The sequence below is a fragment of the Streptomyces sp. NBC_01317 genome (assembly GCF_035961655.1).
Taxonomy (GTDB): Bacteria; Actinomycetota; Actinomycetes; order Streptomycetales; family Streptomycetaceae; genus Streptomyces.
The window spans coordinates 5,026,750-5,046,797 of the sequence record NZ_CP108393.1; the positions used below are offsets into that span (position 1 = coordinate 5,026,750).

The following is a 20,048-nucleotide window of genomic DNA, read 5'->3' on the forward strand; positions in this document are numbered from 1 at the left end:
GGCACGAGTACCTCGTCAGGTCCTTCGCCGGCTGCCGCTGCCCAGCGCGCTCGGTCTCCGCCGTGGGACCGAGGCGGCGGGACGGTCGGTTCAGCGGGACAGGTCAGGCCGCCCAGCTTCCGTTGGAGAGGGCGTCCGAACGGAACTCGAAGGCGAACCGTACGCCGTCACTCACGTTGGTGGCGACGGTGGTCCACTGTCCGGCGGTGGTGAGGGTGTAGTTGGCCTGGCAGTTCAAGGACCCGTTGGTCTCGAAGCACACCTTCACGTACCGGTTGGTGTTGGATCTGATGTTGATGTCCGTGCAGGAGCTGGACGTGGTGAAGGTGTCGCCGGCGGGCAGCCAGAAGGTGCCGGCGGGCTTGCTGTAGGGGGTGGCGTCGCCGTAGCAGGAGGCGACGGTGGCCTGCGACGCGGGAGCGAGCATCAGGCTGCCGGCGACCAGGGCGGTCGTCGCGGCGGCGGTGGCGGCGATGCGGCGTACATGCATGGTGCTGGTTCTCCTCAAGGCCCGTGCACGGATGTTCTACGAGGACAGGGGTCAGGCCGACGCGGAGGCGTACGCGCAGCGCGCTCCGGAGGTTCCGGGGGATTTTGTGCCCAGACAGACGTAGGCACGGGCAGTGCTGCTGGAGACGGTGCTCTCCCACCAGTCCAGCTGCGTCCCCCCGGAGGTTGAGGTGTCGTCCACGCCCAGGGGGCCGTTGGTGATACCTCCGCTCTGGATGTAGGCGCGGGCGGCGACACCGTCGGCCTGGTAGTCCTCGACGAAGTTGAAGTAGGACTGGTTGAGGTCCCAGGAGTACGGCGCGGAGGAACTTGAGCACAGCGTGGCCTGCACGTGGCCGCCGGGATTTCCCGCCGAGTTGGTCACGGTGGCTCTCAGCGTCGTACACCCCGCCGCCTGTGCCGAGGACGGCAGGGCAAGTCCCAGGCCGGCCAGGGTCGCCAGCGAAGCGGCGACGGTCGCGATCGTGCGCCGCAGGTGGTTGGACAGTCGATTGGACACAGACGTCTCCCTCGAAGGAATCTCAACGGAACTCGCTGACCCCCGCGGTGTGGCGGGTTCGGCGGGAGCGGACGCGCCGCCAGGAGCGGCGGTCACCAAAGACCTGCGAAGACGCATGAGCGGCTCCCTCTCCGACGACGTGGCGCTTCGTGCGTGGCAGCACTCTGCTCCACCGGCCTTGAGGAAACCTTGGACAAACCTTGTGGTGGACCTCAGTCCTGGGGCTGTCGCGGTCGGCGCAGTCTGCGGTCCAGGGCCATGGACAGTTCCGCTTCCACCACGGTCTGGGCCAGGGGGCGGAGGGTGGTGGGGTTTGCGTGGGTGGTGTGGGTTTGGAGTGTGGTGGTGAAGAGGTCGGCCAGGGCCGTCGCGTGGGCGCGGACCTCTACCGCCGCTGCCAGGACCGCCGCCAGGGGGACGCCCTCGCGGACCAGGGCCGCGGAGGCGTCCAGGAGGCGGCGGCTGATGTGGACGATGTCGTTGCCGTCCACGGCCAGGTAGCCGAGGTCCAGGGCCGCGGCGAGGTTCTCCGGGGTGACCTCGCCCTCGAAGTGGTCGGCCAGCTCCTCGGGGGAGAGGCGGACCGGGGTCTCCTCGGTGGGGGGTTCGTTCAGGCCGAGTGCGGAGGCGAAGCCGCCGGGGGCCTGGGCCGCCTCGAAGGTCGCCGCCAGGTCCGCGATGCCGCTGAGGGTGTGGCCGCGTTCCAACAGGGCGGCGATCGTGCGGAGTCGGGCCAGGTGCCGGTCGTCGTACCAGGCGATCCTGCCCTCGCGGCGCGGCGGGCTGAGCAGGCCGCGCTCGCGGTAGAAGCGCACGGTGCGCACCGTGATGCCCGCCTCGCGGGCCAGGTCGTCCATGCGGTACTCCATGGGCGTCACTTTATGTCGTACCGTCGGTAACTTCTGTCGTCCGGACCCTCCCCACGGGTAGTGCGCTGCCCCTAGGCTGCTTGACCGTGCCAGTGATGACTGGCACGGTTCGGCGCGGTCGCGGGAGGCGTTGTGGTTGTCGGTCAGCACGTGCGGCACGTACGCGTTGCGGTCATCGGGTCGGGATTCGGGGGCCTCGGGGCCGCCGTCCGGTTGCGGCGTGAGGGGATCACCGACTTCGTGGTCCTGGAGCGGGCCGGATCGGTCGGCGGGACCTGGCGGGACAACGCCTATCCGGGGTGCGCGTGTGATGTGCCCTCCCACCTCTACTCGTTCTCGTTCGCGCCCGAACCCGACTGGCCGCGCACGTTCTCCGGGCAGCCGTACATCCGGGCCTATCTGGAACGGATCGCCGACACCTTCGGGGTCCGGCCGCATCTGCGGTTCCACCACGAGGTGGAGAAGGTCCGGTGGGACGGGGAGGCGCTGCGTTGGGAAGTCACCACCTCCCGAGCGGACTTCACCGCCGACGTGGTCGTGTCGGCCGGCGGGGCGCTGTCCGATCCCCAGGTGCCGGACGTGCCGGGGCTGGACACGTTCCCGGGGGAGGTCTTCCATTCCGCCCGCTGGGACCACGGCCTCGAACTGCGCGGCAAGCGTGTCGCCGTGATCGGCACCGGGGCCTCCGCCATTCAGATCGTGCCCGCCATCCAGCCGGAGGTGGAGCGGTTGACGGTCTTTCAGCGGACCCCGCCGTGGGTCATGCCCCGTACCGACCGGGCCATCTCGTGGGTCGAGCGTCGGCTGCATCGCGCGTTCCCCGCCACCGGTGCCCTCCGGCGTCAATTCCTCTGGGGTGTACGGGAGTTGCAGGTGGGGGCTTTTACGAAGCGGCCGGAGCTGCTGGGGGGCGTGGAGCTGCTGGCCAAGGCCAACATGGCCAGAAGCGTCAAGGACCCCGCGCTGCGGGCCGCGTTGACCCCCTCGTACCGCATCGGCTGCAAGCGCATCCTGCTCTCCAGCACGTACTACCCGGCGCTGGCGCGGCCCAACGTGGACGTCGTCGCCTCGGGGCTGGCGGAGGTGCGCGGGTCGACGCTCATCGCGGCCGACGGGACGGAGGCGGAGGCGGACGTGATCATCTTCGGGACCGGCTTCCACGTGACGGACGTCCCGATCGCCGAGCGGGTGGTGGGGGCGGGCGGAGTCACGCTGGCCGAGGCGTGGAAGAACGGCATGGAGGGGCTGCGCGGGACGACGGCGGCCGGGTTCCCCAACTGGATGATGATCACCGGGCCGAACACCGGGCTCGGGAACTCCTCGATGATTCTGATGATCGAGGCTCAGCTGAACTATCTGGCCGATTATCTGCGGCAGTTGGGGCAGGTGGGTGGCCTCGGTGGGGGGCGTGCCGCCCTCGACGCCCGCGTCTTTGCCGTCGGCGCCTGGAACCGCCGGGTGCAGGAGCGGATGACCCGGACCGTCTGGAACACCGGCGGCTGCACCAGCTGGTATCTGGACGCCAACGGCCGCAACACCACCATCTGGCCGGGCACCACACGCGAGTTCCGCCGTGAGACCCGGGCTGTCGACCTGGCCGAGTACGACGTGATCCGCGCCGGTGACGGCGGCGCGGCGCCCCAGCAGGCCGCCACGAAGGAGACCGTCCGATGAGCCCCTTGCCCACGTCCACCCGCCGTGCGCTGACCGCCGTCTCCGCCGACGGGTCGCGGATCCATGTGGAGGTGTACGGCTCCGAGGGTCGGCCCGCAGTCGTGCTCGCTCACGGGTGGACCTGCTCGACCCGTTTCTGGTCGGCGCAGACGGCCGAACTCGCCGCCGGTCACCGGGTGATCGTCTACGACCAGCGGGGGCACGGGCGGACCGTGTTCCCCGGCCCCGATGCCTGTACCGCCGACGCTCTCGCCGACGACCTGGAAGCGGTCCTCACCGCGACGCTCGCGCCGGGCGAGCGGGCCGTGCTCGCCGGGCACTCCATGGGCGGCATGACGATCATGGCCGCCGCCCGGCGGCCGGTCCTCCGGGAGCACGCGGCGGCTGTGTTGTTGTGCAGTACGGGCAGCTCGGGGCTGGTCGCGGAGTCGCGGGTGCTGCCGTTGCGCGCCGGGCGGCTGCGGACGCGGCTCACCCGGGTGGTGTTGGGGTCGCGGGCCCCGTTGGGTCCGGTCACACCGCTCTCCCGGCGGATCCTGCGCTACGCGACGATGGGTCCCGCCACCGCGCCGGACCGGGTCGCGCGGTGTGCGCGGATCGTGCACGCGTGCGGGCGGCGGGCGCGTGTCGCGTGGTCGCACGTGCTCGACACGCTCGATCTCGACATGTACGTACGGGAGTTGAGGGTGCCCACGGCCGTCCTGGTGGGGACCGCCGACCGGATGACCCCGCCCGTACACGCGCGGGCGCTGGCCGCCGCGCTGCCCGACTGCACCGGGCTGACCGTCCTGCCGGGGGTGGGGCACATGACGCCGGTGGAGGCGCCGGAGGCGGTGACGGGGGCGATTCGAGGGTTGGTTGTCGCGTATCTGGGGGCGGAGGGCTCCCCCGCGGCCGACGAACGTACCGCCGACGCCAGTACGACGGAGGACGTGGCATGAGCCGTACCGGATCGAACCGTCTCGAAGGACAGGTCGCCGTCGTCACCGGCGCGGCGCGCGGCGTGGGGGAACACCTCGCCCGCAAGCTCTCCGCCCGTGGCGCGCGGGTCGCGCTGGTGGGGCTGGAGGAGGACGAGCTGAAGCGGGTTGCGGGGCGGCTGCACGGTGACGCCGGCCACTGGTACGCGGACGTCACCGACCACACCGCGATGGCCCGGGTGGCCGGGGAGGTCAAGGAGCGCTTCGGGAAGGTGGACCTCGTCGTCGCGAACGCGGGGGTGGCGTCCGGGGGGCCGTTCGTGGACTCCGACCCGGACGCGTGGCGGCGGGTCGTGGAGGTGAACCTGATCGGGGGCGCGGTGACGGCGCGGGCGTTCCTGCCGGTGCTGCTGGAGAGCCGGGGCTACTTCCTCCAGATCGCGTCGCTGGCCGCGCTCACCCCTGCGCCGATGATGACCGCGTACTGCGCGTCCAAGGCGGGGGCGGAGGCCTTCGCGCACAGCCTGCGCGCCGAGGTCGGGTACCGGGGGGTGCGGGTCGGTGTCGGGTATCTGTCCTGGACGGACACCGACATGGTGCGGGGCGCGGACGAGGACGAGGTGATGCGGGAACTGCGGCGGCGGCTGCCGTGGCCGGCCAGCCGTACGTATCCGCTCGGCCCGGCCGTGGACCGGCTCGTCGCGGGGATCGAGCGGCGGTCCGCGCATGTGTACGGACAGGGGTGGCTGCGGGGGATGCAGTCCGTCCGGGGGTATCTGCCCGGGTTGATCGCCACGGTGGGGCGGCGCGAGATGCGGCGCTTCGGGCCCCGGCTGGACGGGGTGCGTACGGGGCTGGTGGGGGCGGGCGGGGCGGCGGACGAGCGGGGCCGTACGCTGCGTAACTGATCGAAATGCGCGGAATGTCGGGCCGTGTCAGTCTGGTCGGGATCCACCCCCCCCGTAGCGCCCCACAGACTTTCAGGAGTGGCTTTTCATGGGTATTTCGGACCAGTTCAGGGACAAGGCGCAGGAGCTCCAGGACCAGGCGCGGTCGCGGATGAGCGACCAGGAGAAGGACAAGGCGAAGGCGAAGGGCAAGGGCCGTGGTACGGACGGCCGTGGCACGGACGGCCGTGGCACGGACGGTCGTAAGGACCGGGACATGGACCGCGACATGGACCGGGACATGGGTGGCGACCGCGACATGGACCGCGACATGAGCCGCGACCAGGACCGGGCCGACCGCGACCGGGCCGACCGGGACGGGATGCGCGGCGGCGCGCGCGACGCCTGAGCCTTCGGCCCGGTACGTACCGTACGTACGGGAGGCGCACCCCGATCGTGGGGTGCGCCTCCTTCCCGTGCGGCCTGCGGCCGGTGGGGCCCGAGGTCAGGCCGTCCCGCGCGGGGGGAGTTTCGGGCGGCGCAGGTCCGGGACCGCGCCGTACCCCGGCGGGGTCGCGGCCGGATGCGCGGCCAGCAGGTCCAGCGCCACCCACACGGCGTCGTCCAGCTGCGCGTGCCGGCCCTCCGCCCAGTCGAGCGGGGTGCGCAGGGCCTCGATGTCCGGGTCCACGCCGTGGTTCTCGACGGACCAGCCGTACGCGTCGAACCAGGCGGCGTTCATCGGGACGGTGATGACCGTGCCGTCGCCCAGCCGGTGGCGGCCGGTGATGCCGACGACTCCGCCCCAGGTGCGCTGGCCGACCACCGGGCCGAGGTTCAGCAGCCGGAAGGCGGCCGTGATCATGTCGCCGTCGGAGGCGGTGGCCTCGTCGGCGATGGCGACGACCGGGCCGCGCGGGGCGTTCGAGGCGTACGAGACGGGCTGGGCGTCGCGGGTCAGGTCCCAGCCGAGGATGCGGCGGGTGAGCTTCTCCACGACGAGTTCGCTGATGTGGCCGCCCGCGTTGCCCCGTACGTCCACGATCAGGGCGGGCCGGGAGACTTCGAGCCGCAGGTCGCGGTTGAACTGCGCCCAGCCGGAGCCGCCCATGTCGGGGATGTGCAGGTAGCCGCAGCGGCCGCCGCTGATCTCCCGTACGACCTCGCGGCGTTTGGCGACCCAGTCCTGGTAGCGGAGCGGGCGTTCGTCGATGAGGGGGACGACGGCGACGCGGCGGGAGGGGCCGTCGGCGCCGGCGGGGCGGAAGGTCAGCTCCACCGTGGTGCCGCCGGCGGCGGAGAGCAGCGGGCCGGGGCCGGCCACGGGGTCGACGGGGCGCCCGTCGACGTGGGTGAGGATCGCGCCCTCGCGGATGCCGGTGCCGGCCAGCGGGGAGCGGGCCTTGGAGTCGGAGGAGTCGCCGGGGAGGATGCGCTTGACCATCCAATTCCCGTCCCGGCAGACGAGGTTGGCGCCGAGCAGGCCCATGGCGCGCTGGTAGTGGCGGGGGCCCTCGTTGCGGCGGGCGGGGGTGACGTACGCGTGGGACGTGCCCAGCTCGCCGACGACTTCGCGGAGGAGGTCGGCGAACTCGTCGGGGGAGGCGACGCGTTCGACGAGGGGGCGGTACTGGGCGAGGACGCCGTCCCAGTCGATGCCGCACATGTCCGGCTCCCAGAAGTACGTGCGGATCAGGCGGCCGGCCTCCTCGTACGCCTGGCGCCACTCCGCCTCCGGGTCGACCTCGTGGAGGATCCGGCGGAGGTCGAGGTGGACGGTCGAGTCGGAGTCGCCGGGCTCGGTGGCGGGGACGGCGCGGAGTTCGTCGTCGTCCACGACGACCAGGCGGGTGCCGTCGCCGCTGGGGGCGAACCAGTCGAGGTGCGCGACGAGTTCGCTCTTGCGGGCCTTGGTCAGGTCGAAGTGTTCGAGGGTGGGGCGGCCGGAGGTGTCGGCGGGGTTGGCGAAGGTCTCGCCGAGCGCGCCGGAGATGGGCCAGCGCAGCCAGACGAGGCCGCCGCCGCTGACGGGGTGCAGCGCGGAGTACTTGGACGCGGCGACGGGGAACGGGGTGACGCGCGCGGCGAGTCCCTCCTCCTCGACGGTGACCGTGCCCTCGCCGGCGTCCGCGTCGCTCATGGCCGGGTCGAGGCCGCCGGCGGCGGGGCGGCCGTCGGGGGAGAGGGCGAAGGGGGACGGGGTCGCGGAGGACAGCGGTACGAGGTAGGGGCGGCAGCCGAGAGGGAAGGAGAGGTCGCCGGTGTGGACGTCGTAGACGGGGTCGAAGCCGCGCCAGGAGAGGAAGGCGAGATAGCGGCCGTCGCTGGTGAAGACGGGGTTCTCGTCCTCGAAGCGGCCGTTGGTGACGTCGATGATCGTACGGTCGGCGCTGCCGCCGATGCGGGCCATCTTGATCTGGCGCAGGGTGCGGCCGACGCCGGGGTGCGACCAGGTGAGCCAGTCGCCGTCCGGCGAGAAGGCGAGGTCGGCGACGGGGCCGTTGATGGAACGGATGACCTCGGTGACGATCCCGGGCCCGCCCGGGGGCTTCCACAGGGTGGACCCGGTGCGGATCGCCCCGGTGGGGGGCGCCTCCGCGGTGGGCCCGTCGCTGGCCGGCCCGGGCCCTGCGGCGCCGGGCGCGGCGTGGGCGGCCGGGCCACCGGGGCTGGGCTCACCGGGGGCGGCGCCCCCGGCGGCCCCACTTGCCGGGCCACCTGCGGCGGGCCCGGCCGTGTGCGGCCCGGATTCTGCGGCGCCGGGGCCGCCTGCGGGTGTTGCCCCTGCGGGGGGCGGGACGGGCGGCACGTCTGAGGCGGAGCCGCCGCGCGCGGGCCCGTCGGCGCCGCGTGCGGTCCCTGCCGCCGGGGCGCCTGCGGCGGAGCCGCCGGGCTTGGTTCCGCCGGTGCCGGTGCCGGTGCCGGTACCGCGTGCTGCCCCGCTTGTCGGGCCGCCACCTGCGGTGGGCTCGGCGCCCGTGGGTGTCGTCCCTGTGGGGCCCGGGGGCGTGGGCCCCGTTTCGGGGCCGTGTGCGGCCTCGGATGTCGGGCCGCCACCTGCGGTGGGCCCGTCCGTGGGTGTCGACCCAGCCGGGGGCGGGGGCAGGGCTCCCGTCCCGGCGGCGGTACCCGTACCGGGCGGGCTCGCGTCGGCGCCGGGCTGAGTCGTACCTGCCCCGGGCGGAGTCGTACCCGCTCCGGGCTGAGTCGTGGGTGCCTCCGGGCCGTCCTCCTCCGTCGTGTCGATCAGGAGCAGTCTGCCGTCGTGCGACGCGATCGCGATGCGGTCGCCCGTGGGGGACGAGACCATTTCGTGGACTCTGCCCAGGTGGCCCGAGGCCAGGCGGCGTGGGGGGCGGTCGCCCGTGGCCCGGGGGAGGTGGGCGATCTCGATCGCGTCCTCGCCGTCCGCGTCCGTGACGTACGCGACCTGGCCGCCGCCGCCCAGCATGTCCGGCTGCCGTACCCGTACCCCTGGAGTGTCCGCGATCGTGCGGGCCGGGCCGTCGCGGTGGGTGAGCCAGTAGAGGCTGCCCCGTACCGACACCGCGCTTGCCCGGCCCGTCGTGTCCACCGAGATCGCGTCCACGTGGCTCGCCGCCGGGACCTGGTACGCGCGGCGGCCGGCGCGCGGGCCGCCCAGGCGTACGTCCAGCTTGCGCGGCACCGAGTCCGGCGTCAGCGCGTCCACCAGCCAGATGCCGCCCCCGCACTGGTAGACCACCCGGCGCCCGTCCGAGGAGGCGTGGCGGGCGTAGAACGCGTCGTGGTCGGTGTGGCGGCGCAGGTCCGTACCGTCCGGCAGGACCGAGTACAGGTTCCCCACCCCCTCGTGGTCCGAGAGGAACGCCACCCGCCCGTCCACGAACATCGGGCAGTCCAGGTGGCCCCCGATGTCGGGAAGCAGGCGTTCGCCGTGCAGCCACAGGCGGCCCGTCGCCCCGCCCCGGTACCGCTTCCACGCCGCCGGCTCGTGCGGCGGCTTCCCGGTGAGCAGCAGGGTGCGGTGTTCGCCGTCGACGTCCGCCACGGCCAGGTCCGCGACCGGGCCCCACGGCAGCTGGCTGCCCGGCGAGCCGTCGGTGGGGACGCTGTAGGCCCAGGAGTAGTACGAGAACGGCTGGCCGTGCGAGGAGACCGCCAGGATCTGCGACTCCCCGTCCTCACCCGGCGGGGTCCAGCCGCAGACCCGGGTGTCGGTGGAGCCCCAGTAGCCGAGCCGGCGGGCCGGGCCCCCGTCCACCGGGGCCAGGTGGATCTCCGGGTCGAGACTGCGCCACGTCGTGTAGGCGATCTGCCGGCCGTCGGGCGAGAAGCGCGGATGACCGATCCTGGTGCGGTCGACGGTCACCCGCCACGCCCGTCCGGGCCGGTGCCCCGCCGGCACGAGGGGAGCGACCCAGAGGTCGTCCTCGGCGGCGAAGCACAGCAGGTCGTCGTGCAGGTGCGGGAACCGTAGATACGCGACGTCGTCACTCACCCCCCAATGCTTTCCGCGCGGAGGGGGTGCGGCAACTTCTGGCAGGGGACTTTTTGCGCCCACATTTATGTCGTACTCACCTCTGTGGCGCAGGCCACAAGCGAAACGGTTTCGTTTCGCTCGGCTCCGGGCTATCGTCGTACTGTACGAAACCGTTTCGTTCGTATGGCCGGGCAGGAGGTGGATCATGGCAGGTACCAGGCTGACGCCCGAGCGTGAGACCGAGCTGTACGGCGCCGTGCTCGACCTGCTGCGTGAGGTGGGGTACGACGCCCTGACCATGGACGCCATCGCCACCTGCGCCCGCTCCAGCAAGGCCACCCTCTACCGCCAGTGGGGGAGCAAGCCCGTGCTGGTCGCGCGGGCGCTGCGGCACACCAAGCCCGACACGCTGCTGGAGGTCGACACCGGTTCCCTGCGCGGTGACTTCCACGCGATGACGGCGCTCACCGACGAATCCCAGATGGAACGGGACTCCGCGCTGATGCGGGGGCTCTTCCATGCCGTCCACGACAACCCCGACCTCCGCGAGGCGCTGCGCGACGTGGTGGTCGAGCCCGAGACGAGCGGACTCAAGACACTGCTCCGGCGGGCGGTCGACCGCGGCGAGATCGCCGCGGACCATCCCGCGCTGCCGTTCGTCCTGCACATGCTGGTCGGCGCCTTCGTCGCCCGGCAGCTCATCGAGGACCGGTCCGTCGACCGGGCGTTCCTCACCGCGTACCTGGATGCCGTGGTCCTCCCCGCCCTCGGCGTCTGACGGTTCGAGCAGTCCCCCGTAGTCCCCGCAGTCCCCGTATCACCTCCCCGTAGCACCCCGCATTTCCCTGACGCGTGCCGCTCTCTCGCCGTCGGGTCGGCTCCCCATGCCCTTGTTTCGTCCACAGACCGGGAGTACGCCCTCGTGGCCACGTTCCTCTACAAGCTCGGCCGGCTCGCCTTCCGGCGCCGCCGCTATGTCGCCCTGATCTGGGTGGCCCTGCTGGCGTTCGCCGGAGTCGCCGCGGCCTCCGCGTCCACCCCCACCTCCAGCTCCTTCTCGATCCCGGGTACGGAGGCCCAGCGGGCCTTCGACCTGCTCGACCAGCGGTTCCCCGGGGCCAGCAGCGACGGTGCCACCGCCCGGGTCGTCTTCAAGGCGCCCGCGGGCGAGAAGATCACCGCGGCCGGCAACAAGGCCGAGGTCAAGAAGATCGCCGACGAGCTGAAGGCGGGTTCGTCGCAGGTCAAGTCCGTCAACGACCCGTTCACCACGGGCGGGGTCGCCAAGAACGGCTCGACCGCGTACCTGAGCGTCTCGTACAAGGTCGGCTCGGAGTCGCTGACCGACGCGACCCGTACCGCGCTGGAGGACGCCGGCGCCGACGCCAAGGCCGAGGGCATGGCGGTCGAGATCGGCGGGGACGCCCTCCAGGTCGCCCCGGAGACGGGCTCCGGTGAGATCATCGGGGTCGCCATCGCGGCGGTGGTGCTGGTCATCACCTTCGGGTCGCTGATCGCCGCCGGACTGCCGCTGGTCACCGCGCTCCTCGGGGTCGGCGTCGGGATCTCCGGGATCACCGCGCTCGCCACCGTCCTCGACCTGGGCTCCACCACCTCGATCCTCGCGATGATGATCGGCCTCGCGGTCGGCATCGACTACGCGCTGTTCATCGTCTCGCGTTACCGGGCCGAGCTGGCCGACGGCCGGGAACGGGAAGAGGCGGCGGGACGGGCCGTCGGCACGGCGGGCTCCGCCGTGGTCTTCGCCGGGCTCACCGTGGTCATCGCCCTCTCCGGCCTCGCCGTGGTCAACCTCCCGATGCTCACCAAGATGGGCCTCGCGGCGGCCGCGACCGTGGTGATCGCCGTCCTCATCGCCCTCACCCTCACCCCCGCGATGCTCGGGTTCGTGGGCAAGCGGGTGTTCGGCCGCAAGGCCCGTAAGGCCATGGAACACACCGACGCCCAGGTGCGCGCCGGAGCCGTGCCCGTGGAGAAGAAGCCCAACATGGGCACCCGCTGGGCGCGGTTCGTGCTGCGCCGCCCGGTCGCCGTGCTGGTCGTGGGTGTGCTGGGCCTCGGTGCCATCGCCCTCCCGGCCACCTCGCTGGAGCTGGGCCTGCCCGACGACGGCTCGCAGCCGGTGAGCACCACCCAGCGCAAGGCGTACGACCTGCTCTCCGACGGCTTCGGCCCCGGGTTCAACGGACCGCTCATGCTGGTGGTCGACGGCCAGGCGGACAACAACGCCAAGGCCGCCGCGCTCGGCATCTCGGCCACGGTGAAGAAGATGGACGACGTCGTCACCGTCCTCGACCCCGTCCTGAACAAGGCGGGCGACACCGCGACCGTCACGGTCATCCCCAAGGACCGGCCCTCCTCGATCAAGACCGAGGAGCTGGTGCACGACATCCGGTCGGCCGCGGCGAAGGCGCGGGCGGAGAACGGTGCCGAGGTGTACGTCTCCGGCGCCACGGCCCTGAACATCGACTTCTCGCAGCGCATGAACGACGCCCTCCTGCCGTACCTGGCGCTGGTCGTCGGGCTCGCGTTCCTGCTGCTGATGCTGGTCTTCCGGTCGGTCCTGGTCCCGCTGAAGGCCGCCCTCGGCTTCCTGCTCTCGGTCGTCGCGGCGCTCGGCGCCGTGGTCGCCGTCTTCCAGTGGGGCTGGCTCGGGGGGCTGCTCGGGGTCGAGCAGACCGGCCCGATCATGTCGATGATGCCGATCTTCCTGGTGGGTGTGGTCTTCGGCCTCGCGATGGACTACGAGGTCTTCCTGGTCACCCGCATGCGAGAGGCGTACGTCCACGGCGAGCGGCCCGGCGAGGCGATCGTGACCGGGTTCCGGCACGGGGCGCGGGTGGTCTCGGCCGCGGCGGTGATCATGATCGCGGTCTTCTCCGGCTTCATCGGGGCCAGTGACGCGATGATCAAGATGATCGGGTTCGGCCTCGCCGTCGCGGTCTTCTTCGACGCCTTCGTGGTCCGGATGGCGATCGTGCCCGCCGTGATGGCCCTGCTCGGCACGCGGGCGTGGTGGCTGCCGCGCTGGCTCGACCGGGCGCTCCCCAACGTGGACGTGGAGGGCGAGCAGTTGCGCAAGCAGCTGGGGGACGACGCGGAGGAGTCGGACGGCTCCGAGCGTGAGCTTGTGCGCGTCTGACGTACCGAAGGCCCGGCGTACAGCTACTGAAGTACGCCGTCCCAGTGCTCCGGGGTGGGTGTGAGCGGCACCAGCACCCCGGACACGCACCGGCACCGTGGGGACGGGGGCCGGGAGCGGCGCGTGGCCCGGTCGCGCATCCCTGAGAGGGGGTGCGGGACCGGGCCACGGCGCGTCACGGGGGCGATCAGGTTTTGTGGAGCAGGTTCCCCAGCTCGTTCTCCACCTCGATCTCGTGGTGCTCCTTGCCCGCCGGGACCATCGCGTACGAACTCTCCAGGAACCGCCGCAGCGGCGCGTTGTCGAACTGCACCAGAGCGACCCCGTCCGGCGAGTGGAACTCCAGTACGGTCTGGGCCCGCCCGCACGGCCACACCAGCACGTCACCCGTGCCGGACGGCAGCCGCAGACCGGTTTCGAGCAGGTCGCGGGCGAAGGCCCAGACCACCTCGCTCCGGTCGAGGGAGACCTCGGGGGGAAACACGATGCGCATCGCGAGCGGATCCGCGCCGTCGTAGAGCAGCGTGACAGGGACGGTCTTGTGCTGGGCGGCGTCCGTGATCAGACGGGCTTTGGCGGGTTGTTCCACGACGGGTGGCATCGGCTCGCTCCTCTGGGGTGAGAGCCGGGGACGGTGAGTCTGGCGTCACGACCCCGCAGGCTTTATCGGACCTTCATTTCATAGTCACACAAAACAGTCAAATGGGGACATGCTGCCCGTGAGGCCGGGTCGCCTCATGCTTCCCCGCAACCCCCCGTTCCCCGGGAGGGCGGTTTGCATACAACCTGCTCTTGCGAGCTGTTCGCAAGAGGGCCCTATCATCAGACGGTCACCCGCCGCCGACAGATGGTTCCCCCACCGCCGACAGACGGTTCCCCCACCGCCCGGTTCTCAACAGCCCCCGCAGGAAGCGGAGCCCGCCATGCATGTCCCCGACGGATTCATCAACGTTCCCGTCTCCGCCGCCGCCGGCGTGGTCGCCGTGGGCGCCGTCGCCGTCAGCCTGCGCGGCGCGCGCCGTGAGCTGGACGAGCGCACCGCGCCCCTGGCCGGGCTGGTCGCCGCCTTCATCTTCGCCGTACAGATGCTCAACTTCCCGGTCGCCACCGGCACCAGCGGCCACCTCCTGGGAGGGGCACTGGCCGCGATACTCGTCGGCCCCTACACGGGCGTGCTCTGCATCTCCGTCGTACTGCTGATGCAGGGCATCCTCTTCGCGGACGGCGGCCTCACCGCGCTCGGCGTGAACATCACGGACATGGCCGTGATCACCACCGTCGTCTCGTACGCGCTCTTCCGCGCCCTGGTGAAGATCCTGCCCCGCGCCCGCCGCTCCGTGACCGTCGCGTCCTTCGTCGCCGCGCTGGTCTCCGTACCGGCCGCCGCCATCGGCTTCACCCTCTTCTACGCGATCGGCGGGACCACCGACATCCCGATCGGCAAGGTCCTGACCGGCATGGTCGGCGTCCACGTGCTGATCGGCGTCGGCGAGGCCGCCATCACCGCGCTGACCGTGGGCGCGGTCATCGCCGTACGCCCCGACCTGGTCCACGGCGCCCGCGGCCTCTCCGCCCCGCTCAAGCTGCGGGTCGGCGGCGAGCTGGTGGACGCGGCGCCCGCCGCCGCGCCCGTGCCCGTGGCGGCGCGGTCCACCCGCGCGGTCTGGGCGACGGGCCTGGTCACCGCCCTCGTACTGGCCGGTTTTGTGTCCTTCTACGCCTCCGCGAACCCCGACGGCCTGGAGAAGGTCGCCGCCGACCAGGGCATCGACAAGAAGACCGAGCCGCACCACACCGCCGACTCCCCGCTCGCCGACTACGGCGTCAAGGACATCACCGACGCCCGGATCTCCGGCGGCCTCGCCGGGGTCATCGGCGTGGCCGGCACCGTCGCCGTCGGCAGCGGGATCTTCTGGGCGGTGCGCCGGCGCCGCGCGGCCGACCGGGACGGCTCCGTGACGTCCTTCGCCGGCGGGAGCGCCTGACATGGGCGCGGGTCACGCCCACAAGCTCTACCGGCACGGCCACAGCCCGGTCCACGACCTGCCGCCGCACTGCAAGCTCGCCGCCGTCTTCTGCTTCGTCCTCGTGGTGGTCTCCACCCCGCGCGAGGCGGTCTGGGCGTTCGGCCTGTACGCGGTGCTGCTGGCGGCGGTCGCCGCGGCGGCCCGTGTCCCCGCCGGATTCCTGCTGCGGCGGATGCTCATCGAGGTGCCGTTCGTCGCCTTCGCCGTCCTGATGCCCTTCGTGGTCCCCGGCGACGAGATCCACGTCCTCGGTGTCCCCCTGAGCGTCCCCGGGCTCTGGGGCGCCTGGAACGTCCTCGCGAAGGGCACCCTCGGCGTCGCCGCGTCCGTCCTCCTCGCCTCGACCACCGAGCTGCGGTCGCTGCTGCTGGGCCTCCAGCGGCTGCGGCTGCCGCCCCTGCTCGTCCAGATCGCCTCCTTCATGATCCGGTACGGCGACGTCATCACGGACGAGATGCGCCGGATGTCCATCGCCCGGCGCTCGCGCGGCTTCGAGGCGCGGGGCGTACGGCACTGGGGGGTGCTGGCCAAGACGGCGGGCGCCCTGTTCATCCGCTCGTACGAGCGCGGCGAGCGCGTCCACCTGGCGATGGTGAGCCGGGGGTACACGGGCACGATGCCGGTCATCGACGAGGTGACGGCCTCGCGGGCCCAGTGGCGCTACGCCGCCGCCCTCCCGGTGTCGGCGCTCGCCGTGTGTCTGCTTGGCTGGACCCTATGACTCGGCCGGACTCCGTACCGCAGGACGCCATGCCCCTGGACCCCAAGCCCCTGGACCCCAAGCCCCAGGACCCGGCGCCCCAGGACCCCACACCTCAGGACCGCGCGCCCGCTCCCTCCGCCGCCCGGCCGGTGTCCCTCGATGTCCGGGGCCTCGCCTACGCCTATCCCGATGGCCACCAGGCGCTCTTCGGCGTCGATCTGTCCGTCGCGCGCGGGGAGCGGGTGGCGCTGCTCGGGCCCAACGGGGCCGGCAAGACCACGCTCGTCCTGCACCTCAACGGCATCCTCGACGCCGGGGCCGGCACGGTCACCGTCGCCGGGCTGCCCGTCGAGAAGCGGAACCTGGCGGAGATCCGGCGGCAGGTCGGCATCGTCTTCCAGGACCCGGACGACCAGCTGTTCATGCCGACCGTCCGGGAGGACGTGGCGTTCGGCCCGGCCGCCGCCGGGCTGCGCGGCGCCGAGCTGGAGGCGCGGGTCACCACCGCGCTCGGACGGGTCGGCATGGCGGAGTACGCGGACCGCCCCCCGCACCACCTGTCGTTCGGCCAGCGCCGCCGGGTCGCGGTCGCGACCGTCCTGGCCATGGAGCCGGAGATCCTCGTCCTCGACGAACCGTCGTCCAACCTCGATCCGGCGTCCCGGCGTGAACTCGCCGACATCCTGCGGTCGCTGGACATCACCGTGCTGATGGTCACGCACGACCTGCCGTACGCGCTCGAACTCTGCCCCCGCGCCGTCATCCTGAGCGAGGGCGCCATCGTCGCGGACGGTGCCACCCGCGATCTGCTCGGTGACGAGGCGCTGATGGGCGCGCACCGGCTGGAGTTGCCGTTCGGTTTCGACCCGAAGTCCGTGGCGCCGGGACCCGTCGCGTCGTAGGTATGTTTCTTCCGAGCGGTACGCGCGCGGAAGCGGCGACCGGATCGGAACAACGAGCGGTACGACGGGCGGGAGTGCGGGCGTGGACGTCCAGGGCACGGTGGCGGCGGGCTTCGAGCCGGTCAGGGATGCCTTCGTACGGAACTTCGAGCGGCTCGGTGAACGCGGCGCGGCCGTCGCCGTCTTCCGCGACGGGCGGAAGGTCGTGGACCTGTGGGCCGGCACGCGGGACGTCGACGGGACGGAACCCTGGGCCCTGGACACCGCGCAGACCGTCCGGTCCGCCACCAAGGGCATCGCCGCCGCCGTCCTCCTCCTGCTCCACCAGCGCGGGCAGATCGACCTCGACGCCCCGGTGGGCACGTACTGGCCGGAGTTCAAGACGGCGGGCAAGGAACGGGTGCTCGTACGGCATCTGCTCACGCACCGTGCCGGACTCCCCGTCCTGGACCGGCCGCTGACCCCGGCCGAGGCGATCGACGGCGAATCGGGCGCGCGGGCGCTCGCCGCCCAGCGGCCCCTGTGGGAGCCGGGCACCGACCACGGCTACCACGCGCTCACCCACAACTGGCTCATCGCCGAACTGGTCCGCCGGGTCACCGGCCGGAGCGTCGGCCGCTGGATCGCGGAGGAGATCGCCGGACCGCTGGGGCTGGACTTCTGGGTCGGGCTGCCCGCCGAGGAGGCCCACCGGGTCGGCCGTATCGGCCCCGCCGAGGCCCCGCCCGCCGCCGAGGGAGGCGGCGAGCTGCGGCTGCGGCCGAAGCGGTCCGTGTCGGAGGCGTACAAGGACCCGGAGTCGCTGACGCGGCGGGCGTTCGGTGCGATCGCCCCACGCGCGGACGAGAACGATCCCGCCTACCGCGCCGCCGAGTTGCCCGCCGGAGGCGGGATCTCCACGGCGCGGGCGCTGGCGCGCGTCTACGCGGCGATGCTCGGACCGGTCGACGGCCACCGGCTGTTCGCACCCGCCACCCTCACGCTGGCCCGTACGGAGGAGTCGGCGGGCCCGGACCGGGTCCTGGTCGTCGCCACCCGCTTCGGCCTGGGCTTCATGCTCCACGGCCCGGCGGCCCCGCTGCTGGGCCCCGGCTCCTTCGGCCACCCGGGCCGCGGCGGCGCCCTGGGCTTCGCGGACCCCGAGTCGGGCATCGCCTTCGGGTACGTCACGAACGGCATGCGCCAGGGCGTCACGGCGGACCCGAGGGCGCAGGCGCTGGTACGGGCGGTGCGCGCGGCGATCTGACCGCCGGGGCGGGGGGCTCCGTGAGGGGATCGGGGGAGCCGGACATCCGCCGCTTCGGGATGACGAGTTCGACCCGCGCTTCACTCGGTTCGTGGACCACGCGCCTGGCCACCGACCCCCACGGGGCCAGGCGCTGGAGCTCGATGCCGGTCCGGCCCCTCAGAGGAGCCGCTTACGACCCCAGAAGAAGAGGAACGCCACGACACCGGCGGTCAGGGCGAACAGGATCGCCGCCCCGAACCACTGCATGGCGTTCATCTGCGACAGCGGGAGGTACCGCACCGACCAGCCCACGACATCGGCCTTGTCCAGGCACACCTGCCGTGCCGCTTCGGTCTGCGAGTTCGAACAGGTGCCCCAGCCCAGCAGATCCCCGCTGCCGGTGACAAACGACTGGTCGATTTCATAGGCGCCGTGGGGGAGCGAGGGGGACTCGTTCCCGCCTGTGACCCCCTTGTCCGTCGTGACCGTGACGACGTTGCCGAGCGACAGCAGGAAGTAGCCCCAGACGAGCTGGAGCACGACGGTGAAACCGAAGGTGACCACCATGGCCGGCAGCGTGCGCCGCAGCACCACACCGATCGCTACCCCGCCGAAGACGGAGAAGAGGCTGAGGGCGACGGGCACCGGGCCCGTCGTGTTGAACGCTTGGGCCGAGGTCCAGTCCATGACGACCATGGCCTCGGACTTGACGGGGTTCCACCACCAGCCGAACACCGCCGACAACGCGCCCGTGCTCACCACGACCACCAGTCCGGCCAGCGCCAGCTTCGTGCCGAGCCAGCGGGTCCGGCTCGTGGACTGGGCGGCGACCAGCTTGGCGGTGCCGTTCTCCAGGTCGCCCGCGACGAGCGGGGCGCCGAGGAAGACACCGAGCAGGATGGGTATCGCCTGGAGACCCATGGAGACGACGGAGAACGCGTCGACGTACTGCTGGAACGTGCCGCCCGCCTCGGCGAGGCTCTTGCCGGGATAGCCGTAGCCGTCGAGGAAGTCGACCAGTTGGCCGCGCTGGTAGACGATCCAGGCCGCGGCGAGGGCGGTGCCGGCGAGGATCGTCCAGAACGCGGCCCGGTGCTGGCGCCAGATCAGCCAGGTCATACCGCTGAGCCGGGGGCGCCGGCCGACCTTCGTGGTGATCGTGTCCAAGGTCCCGCCGGTGGTCCCGTTCATGGTCCCGTTCTTGCCGTCGCTCGTGGAGCCGGTCGAGGTGCTGGTCGAGGTGCTGGTCGAGCCGCGGGTGGAGGTGCTCATGCCGCCACCGCCCCGGTGCCGAACCCCTGGCCGTGGACCTGGGCGGTGGGGGTGATCAGCGGTGGTGCGTCGGGTGAGCGGAGATAGGCGAGCAGGAGTTCCTCCATGTTCGGGGCGTTGATGTCCCAGGGGCCGGTGACCGGGCCCACGGGGCGGATGAGCGCGGTGAACTGCCGTCCGCTGGTCCGGGACTCGACGAGGGTGTGGTGCCCGAGGGCGGGAGGCATGCCGTCACCGTCCTTGGCGCCCGTGACCAGGGTGTGCACGGACATCAGCTCGTCCACGTCACCGGCGAGGCGCACTCCGCCGCCGGAGACGACGACGAGGTAGTCGCACACGTTCTCCAGTTCGGCGAGGACGTGGGTGGACATCAGCACGGTGGTTCCGCGCTCGGCGGCCTCGGCGAGGAGGGTGCCCATGATCTCGTGGCGCACGACCGGGTCGAGGTCCGACATCGGTTCGTCGAGCATCAGCAGGTCAGGGCGCTTTCCGAAGGCGAGGGCGATGGCGACGCGGGTGCGCTGGCCTCCGGAGAGGGTGCTGATCTTCGCGTCGAAGGGCACGCCGCCCGCGCGGATGATGTCCTCGGCGGCGCGCTGGTCCCAACCGGGGTTCAGCTCCCGGCCCAGACGCAGGGTCTCCGCCACGGTGAAGCGGCGGAACAGGGGCTTCTCCTGGGCGAGGAACGCTGTGCGCCGGCCGGACTCCACCGAGCCCGGAGCGTCACCGAACAGGCTGATCGAGCCGTTCGTCGGCTGGAGGACATGGGCCGCGATGCTCAGCAGCGTGGTCTTGCCCGCCCCGTTGGGTCCCACCAGGCCGCAGATCCGTCCCGCCGGAAGCCGGAAGGAGCAGTCCCGCAACGCCCAGCCCCGCCGGTAGCGCATCCCCAGCCCGTACGCCTCGATCGCCGGTTCCCCCGCGTACATACC

General features: G+C 72.3%; 17 protein-coding genes. 10 read left to right on the forward strand and 7 right to left on the reverse strand.

Annotated features, from left to right (window positions below):
- Nucleotides 1–103: 103 nt before the first annotated feature.
- From OG349_RS21800 to OG349_RS21810, 3 genes are all read right to left on the reverse strand, one after another.
- Entirely contained in the window at nt 104–490 is a 387-nt protein-coding gene (locus OG349_RS21800; protein WP_327236205.1) for a hypothetical protein, read from the reverse strand.
- Nucleotides 491–541: 51 nt separating this feature from the next.
- Nucleotides 542–1,009 carry a hypothetical protein gene (locus tag OG349_RS21805; protein WP_327236206.1) on the reverse strand — a complete coding sequence of 156 codons (468 nt, stop codon included), beginning with the start codon at nt 1,007–1,009 and terminating at the stop codon, nt 542–544.
- Nucleotides 1,010–1,221: 212 nt separating this feature from the next.
- Nucleotides 1,222–1,866, reverse strand: a complete 645-nt coding sequence (locus OG349_RS21810; RefSeq protein WP_327238659.1) for a MerR family transcriptional regulator — start codon at nt 1,864–1,866, stop codon at nt 1,222–1,224.
- Between the two features lie 144 nt (nt 1,867–2,010).
- Between OG349_RS21810 and OG349_RS21815 the strand changes: the two genes are divergently transcribed.
- The 4 genes from OG349_RS21815 (at nt 2,011) to OG349_RS21830 (ending at nt 5,768) form a co-directional block, all read left to right on the forward strand.
- Nucleotides 2,011–3,552 carry a flavin-containing monooxygenase gene (locus OG349_RS21815; RefSeq protein ID WP_327236207.1) on the forward strand — a complete coding sequence of 514 codons (1,542 nt, stop codon included), beginning with the start codon at nt 2,011–2,013 and terminating at the stop codon, nt 3,550–3,552.
- Nucleotides 3,549–4,493, forward strand: a complete 945-nt coding sequence (locus OG349_RS21820) for an alpha/beta fold hydrolase (protein WP_327236208.1) — start codon at nt 3,549–3,551, stop codon at nt 4,491–4,493. Before OG349_RS21815 ends, OG349_RS21820 begins: the two co-directional genes overlap by 4 nt.
- Nucleotides 4,490–5,380 (forward strand): SDR family oxidoreductase, encoded by an 891-nt coding sequence (locus OG349_RS21825; protein ID WP_327236209.1) that lies wholly within the window; start codon nt 4,490–4,492, stop codon nt 5,378–5,380. Before OG349_RS21820 ends, OG349_RS21825 begins: the two co-directional genes overlap by 4 nt.
- Before the next feature lie 88 nt (nt 5,381–5,468).
- Nucleotides 5,469–5,768, forward strand: a complete 300-nt coding sequence (locus OG349_RS21830) for a hypothetical protein (RefSeq protein WP_327236210.1) — start codon at nt 5,469–5,471, stop codon at nt 5,766–5,768.
- Nucleotides 5,769–5,864: 96 nt separating this feature from the next.
- Here OG349_RS21830 and OG349_RS21835 read toward each other — a convergent pair whose 3' ends face one another.
- Entirely contained in the window at nt 5,865–9,839 is a 3,975-nt protein-coding gene (locus tag OG349_RS21835; RefSeq protein WP_327236211.1) for a S41 family peptidase, read from the reverse strand.
- A gap of 187 nt (nt 9,840–10,026) precedes the next feature.
- Between OG349_RS21835 and OG349_RS21840 the strand changes: the two genes are divergently transcribed.
- Together OG349_RS21840 and OG349_RS21845 are read left to right on the forward strand one after the other, a co-directional pair.
- Nucleotides 10,027–10,599 carry a TetR/AcrR family transcriptional regulator gene (locus OG349_RS21840; RefSeq protein WP_327236212.1) on the forward strand — a complete coding sequence of 191 codons (573 nt, stop codon included), beginning with the start codon at nt 10,027–10,029 and terminating at the stop codon, nt 10,597–10,599.
- A gap of 144 nt (nt 10,600–10,743) precedes the next feature.
- Nucleotides 10,744–12,984 carry an MMPL family transporter gene (locus tag OG349_RS21845; protein ID WP_327236213.1) on the forward strand — a complete coding sequence of 747 codons (2,241 nt, stop codon included), beginning with the start codon at nt 10,744–10,746 and terminating at the stop codon, nt 12,982–12,984.
- A gap of 187 nt (nt 12,985–13,171) precedes the next feature.
- Here OG349_RS21845 and OG349_RS21850 read toward each other — a convergent pair whose 3' ends face one another.
- A complete protein-coding gene (locus OG349_RS21850; RefSeq protein WP_327236214.1) occupies nt 13,172–13,585 on the reverse strand; it encodes an SsgA family sporulation/cell division regulator in 414 nt (137 codons plus the stop codon).
- A 322-nt stretch (nt 13,586–13,907) separates the two neighbouring features.
- Here OG349_RS21850 and OG349_RS21855 point away from each other — a divergent pair, with 322 nt between their 5' ends.
- The 4 genes from OG349_RS21855 (at nt 13,908) to OG349_RS21870 (ending at nt 17,862) form a co-directional block, all read left to right on the forward strand.
- Nucleotides 13,908–14,969 carry an energy-coupling factor ABC transporter permease gene (locus OG349_RS21855; RefSeq protein WP_327236215.1) on the forward strand — a complete coding sequence of 354 codons (1,062 nt, stop codon included), beginning with the start codon at nt 13,908–13,910 and terminating at the stop codon, nt 14,967–14,969.
- Between the two features lies 1 nt (nt 14,970).
- Nucleotides 14,971–15,732, forward strand: coding sequence for a cobalt ECF transporter T component CbiQ (gene cbiQ, locus OG349_RS21860; protein WP_327236216.1), 762 nt, complete (start codon nt 14,971–14,973; stop codon nt 15,730–15,732).
- A complete protein-coding gene (locus tag OG349_RS21865; RefSeq protein WP_327236217.1) occupies nt 15,729–16,616 on the forward strand; it encodes an energy-coupling factor ABC transporter ATP-binding protein in 888 nt (295 codons plus the stop codon). The genes cbiQ and OG349_RS21865 overlap by 4 nt, the downstream gene beginning before the upstream one ends.
- 82 nt (nt 16,617–16,698) lie before the next feature.
- Nucleotides 16,699–17,862 (forward strand): serine hydrolase domain-containing protein, encoded by a 1,164-nt coding sequence (locus OG349_RS21870; RefSeq protein WP_327236218.1) that lies wholly within the window; start codon nt 16,699–16,701, stop codon nt 17,860–17,862.
- Between the two features lie 159 nt (nt 17,863–18,021).
- Here the strand turns inward: OG349_RS21870 and OG349_RS21875 are convergent, their stop codons facing one another.
- Both OG349_RS21875 and OG349_RS21880 read right to left on the reverse strand, forming a co-directional pair.
- Entirely contained in the window at nt 18,022–19,116 is a 1,095-nt protein-coding gene (locus OG349_RS21875) for an ABC transporter (protein ID WP_327236219.1), read from the reverse strand.
- On the reverse strand, nt 19,113–20,045 hold the full coding sequence (locus tag OG349_RS21880) for an ABC transporter ATP-binding protein (protein WP_327238660.1): 933 nt from the start codon (nt 20,043–20,045) through the stop codon (nt 19,113–19,115). Before OG349_RS21880 ends, OG349_RS21875 begins: the two co-directional genes overlap by 4 nt.
- Nucleotides 20,046–20,048 lie beyond the last annotated feature (3 nt).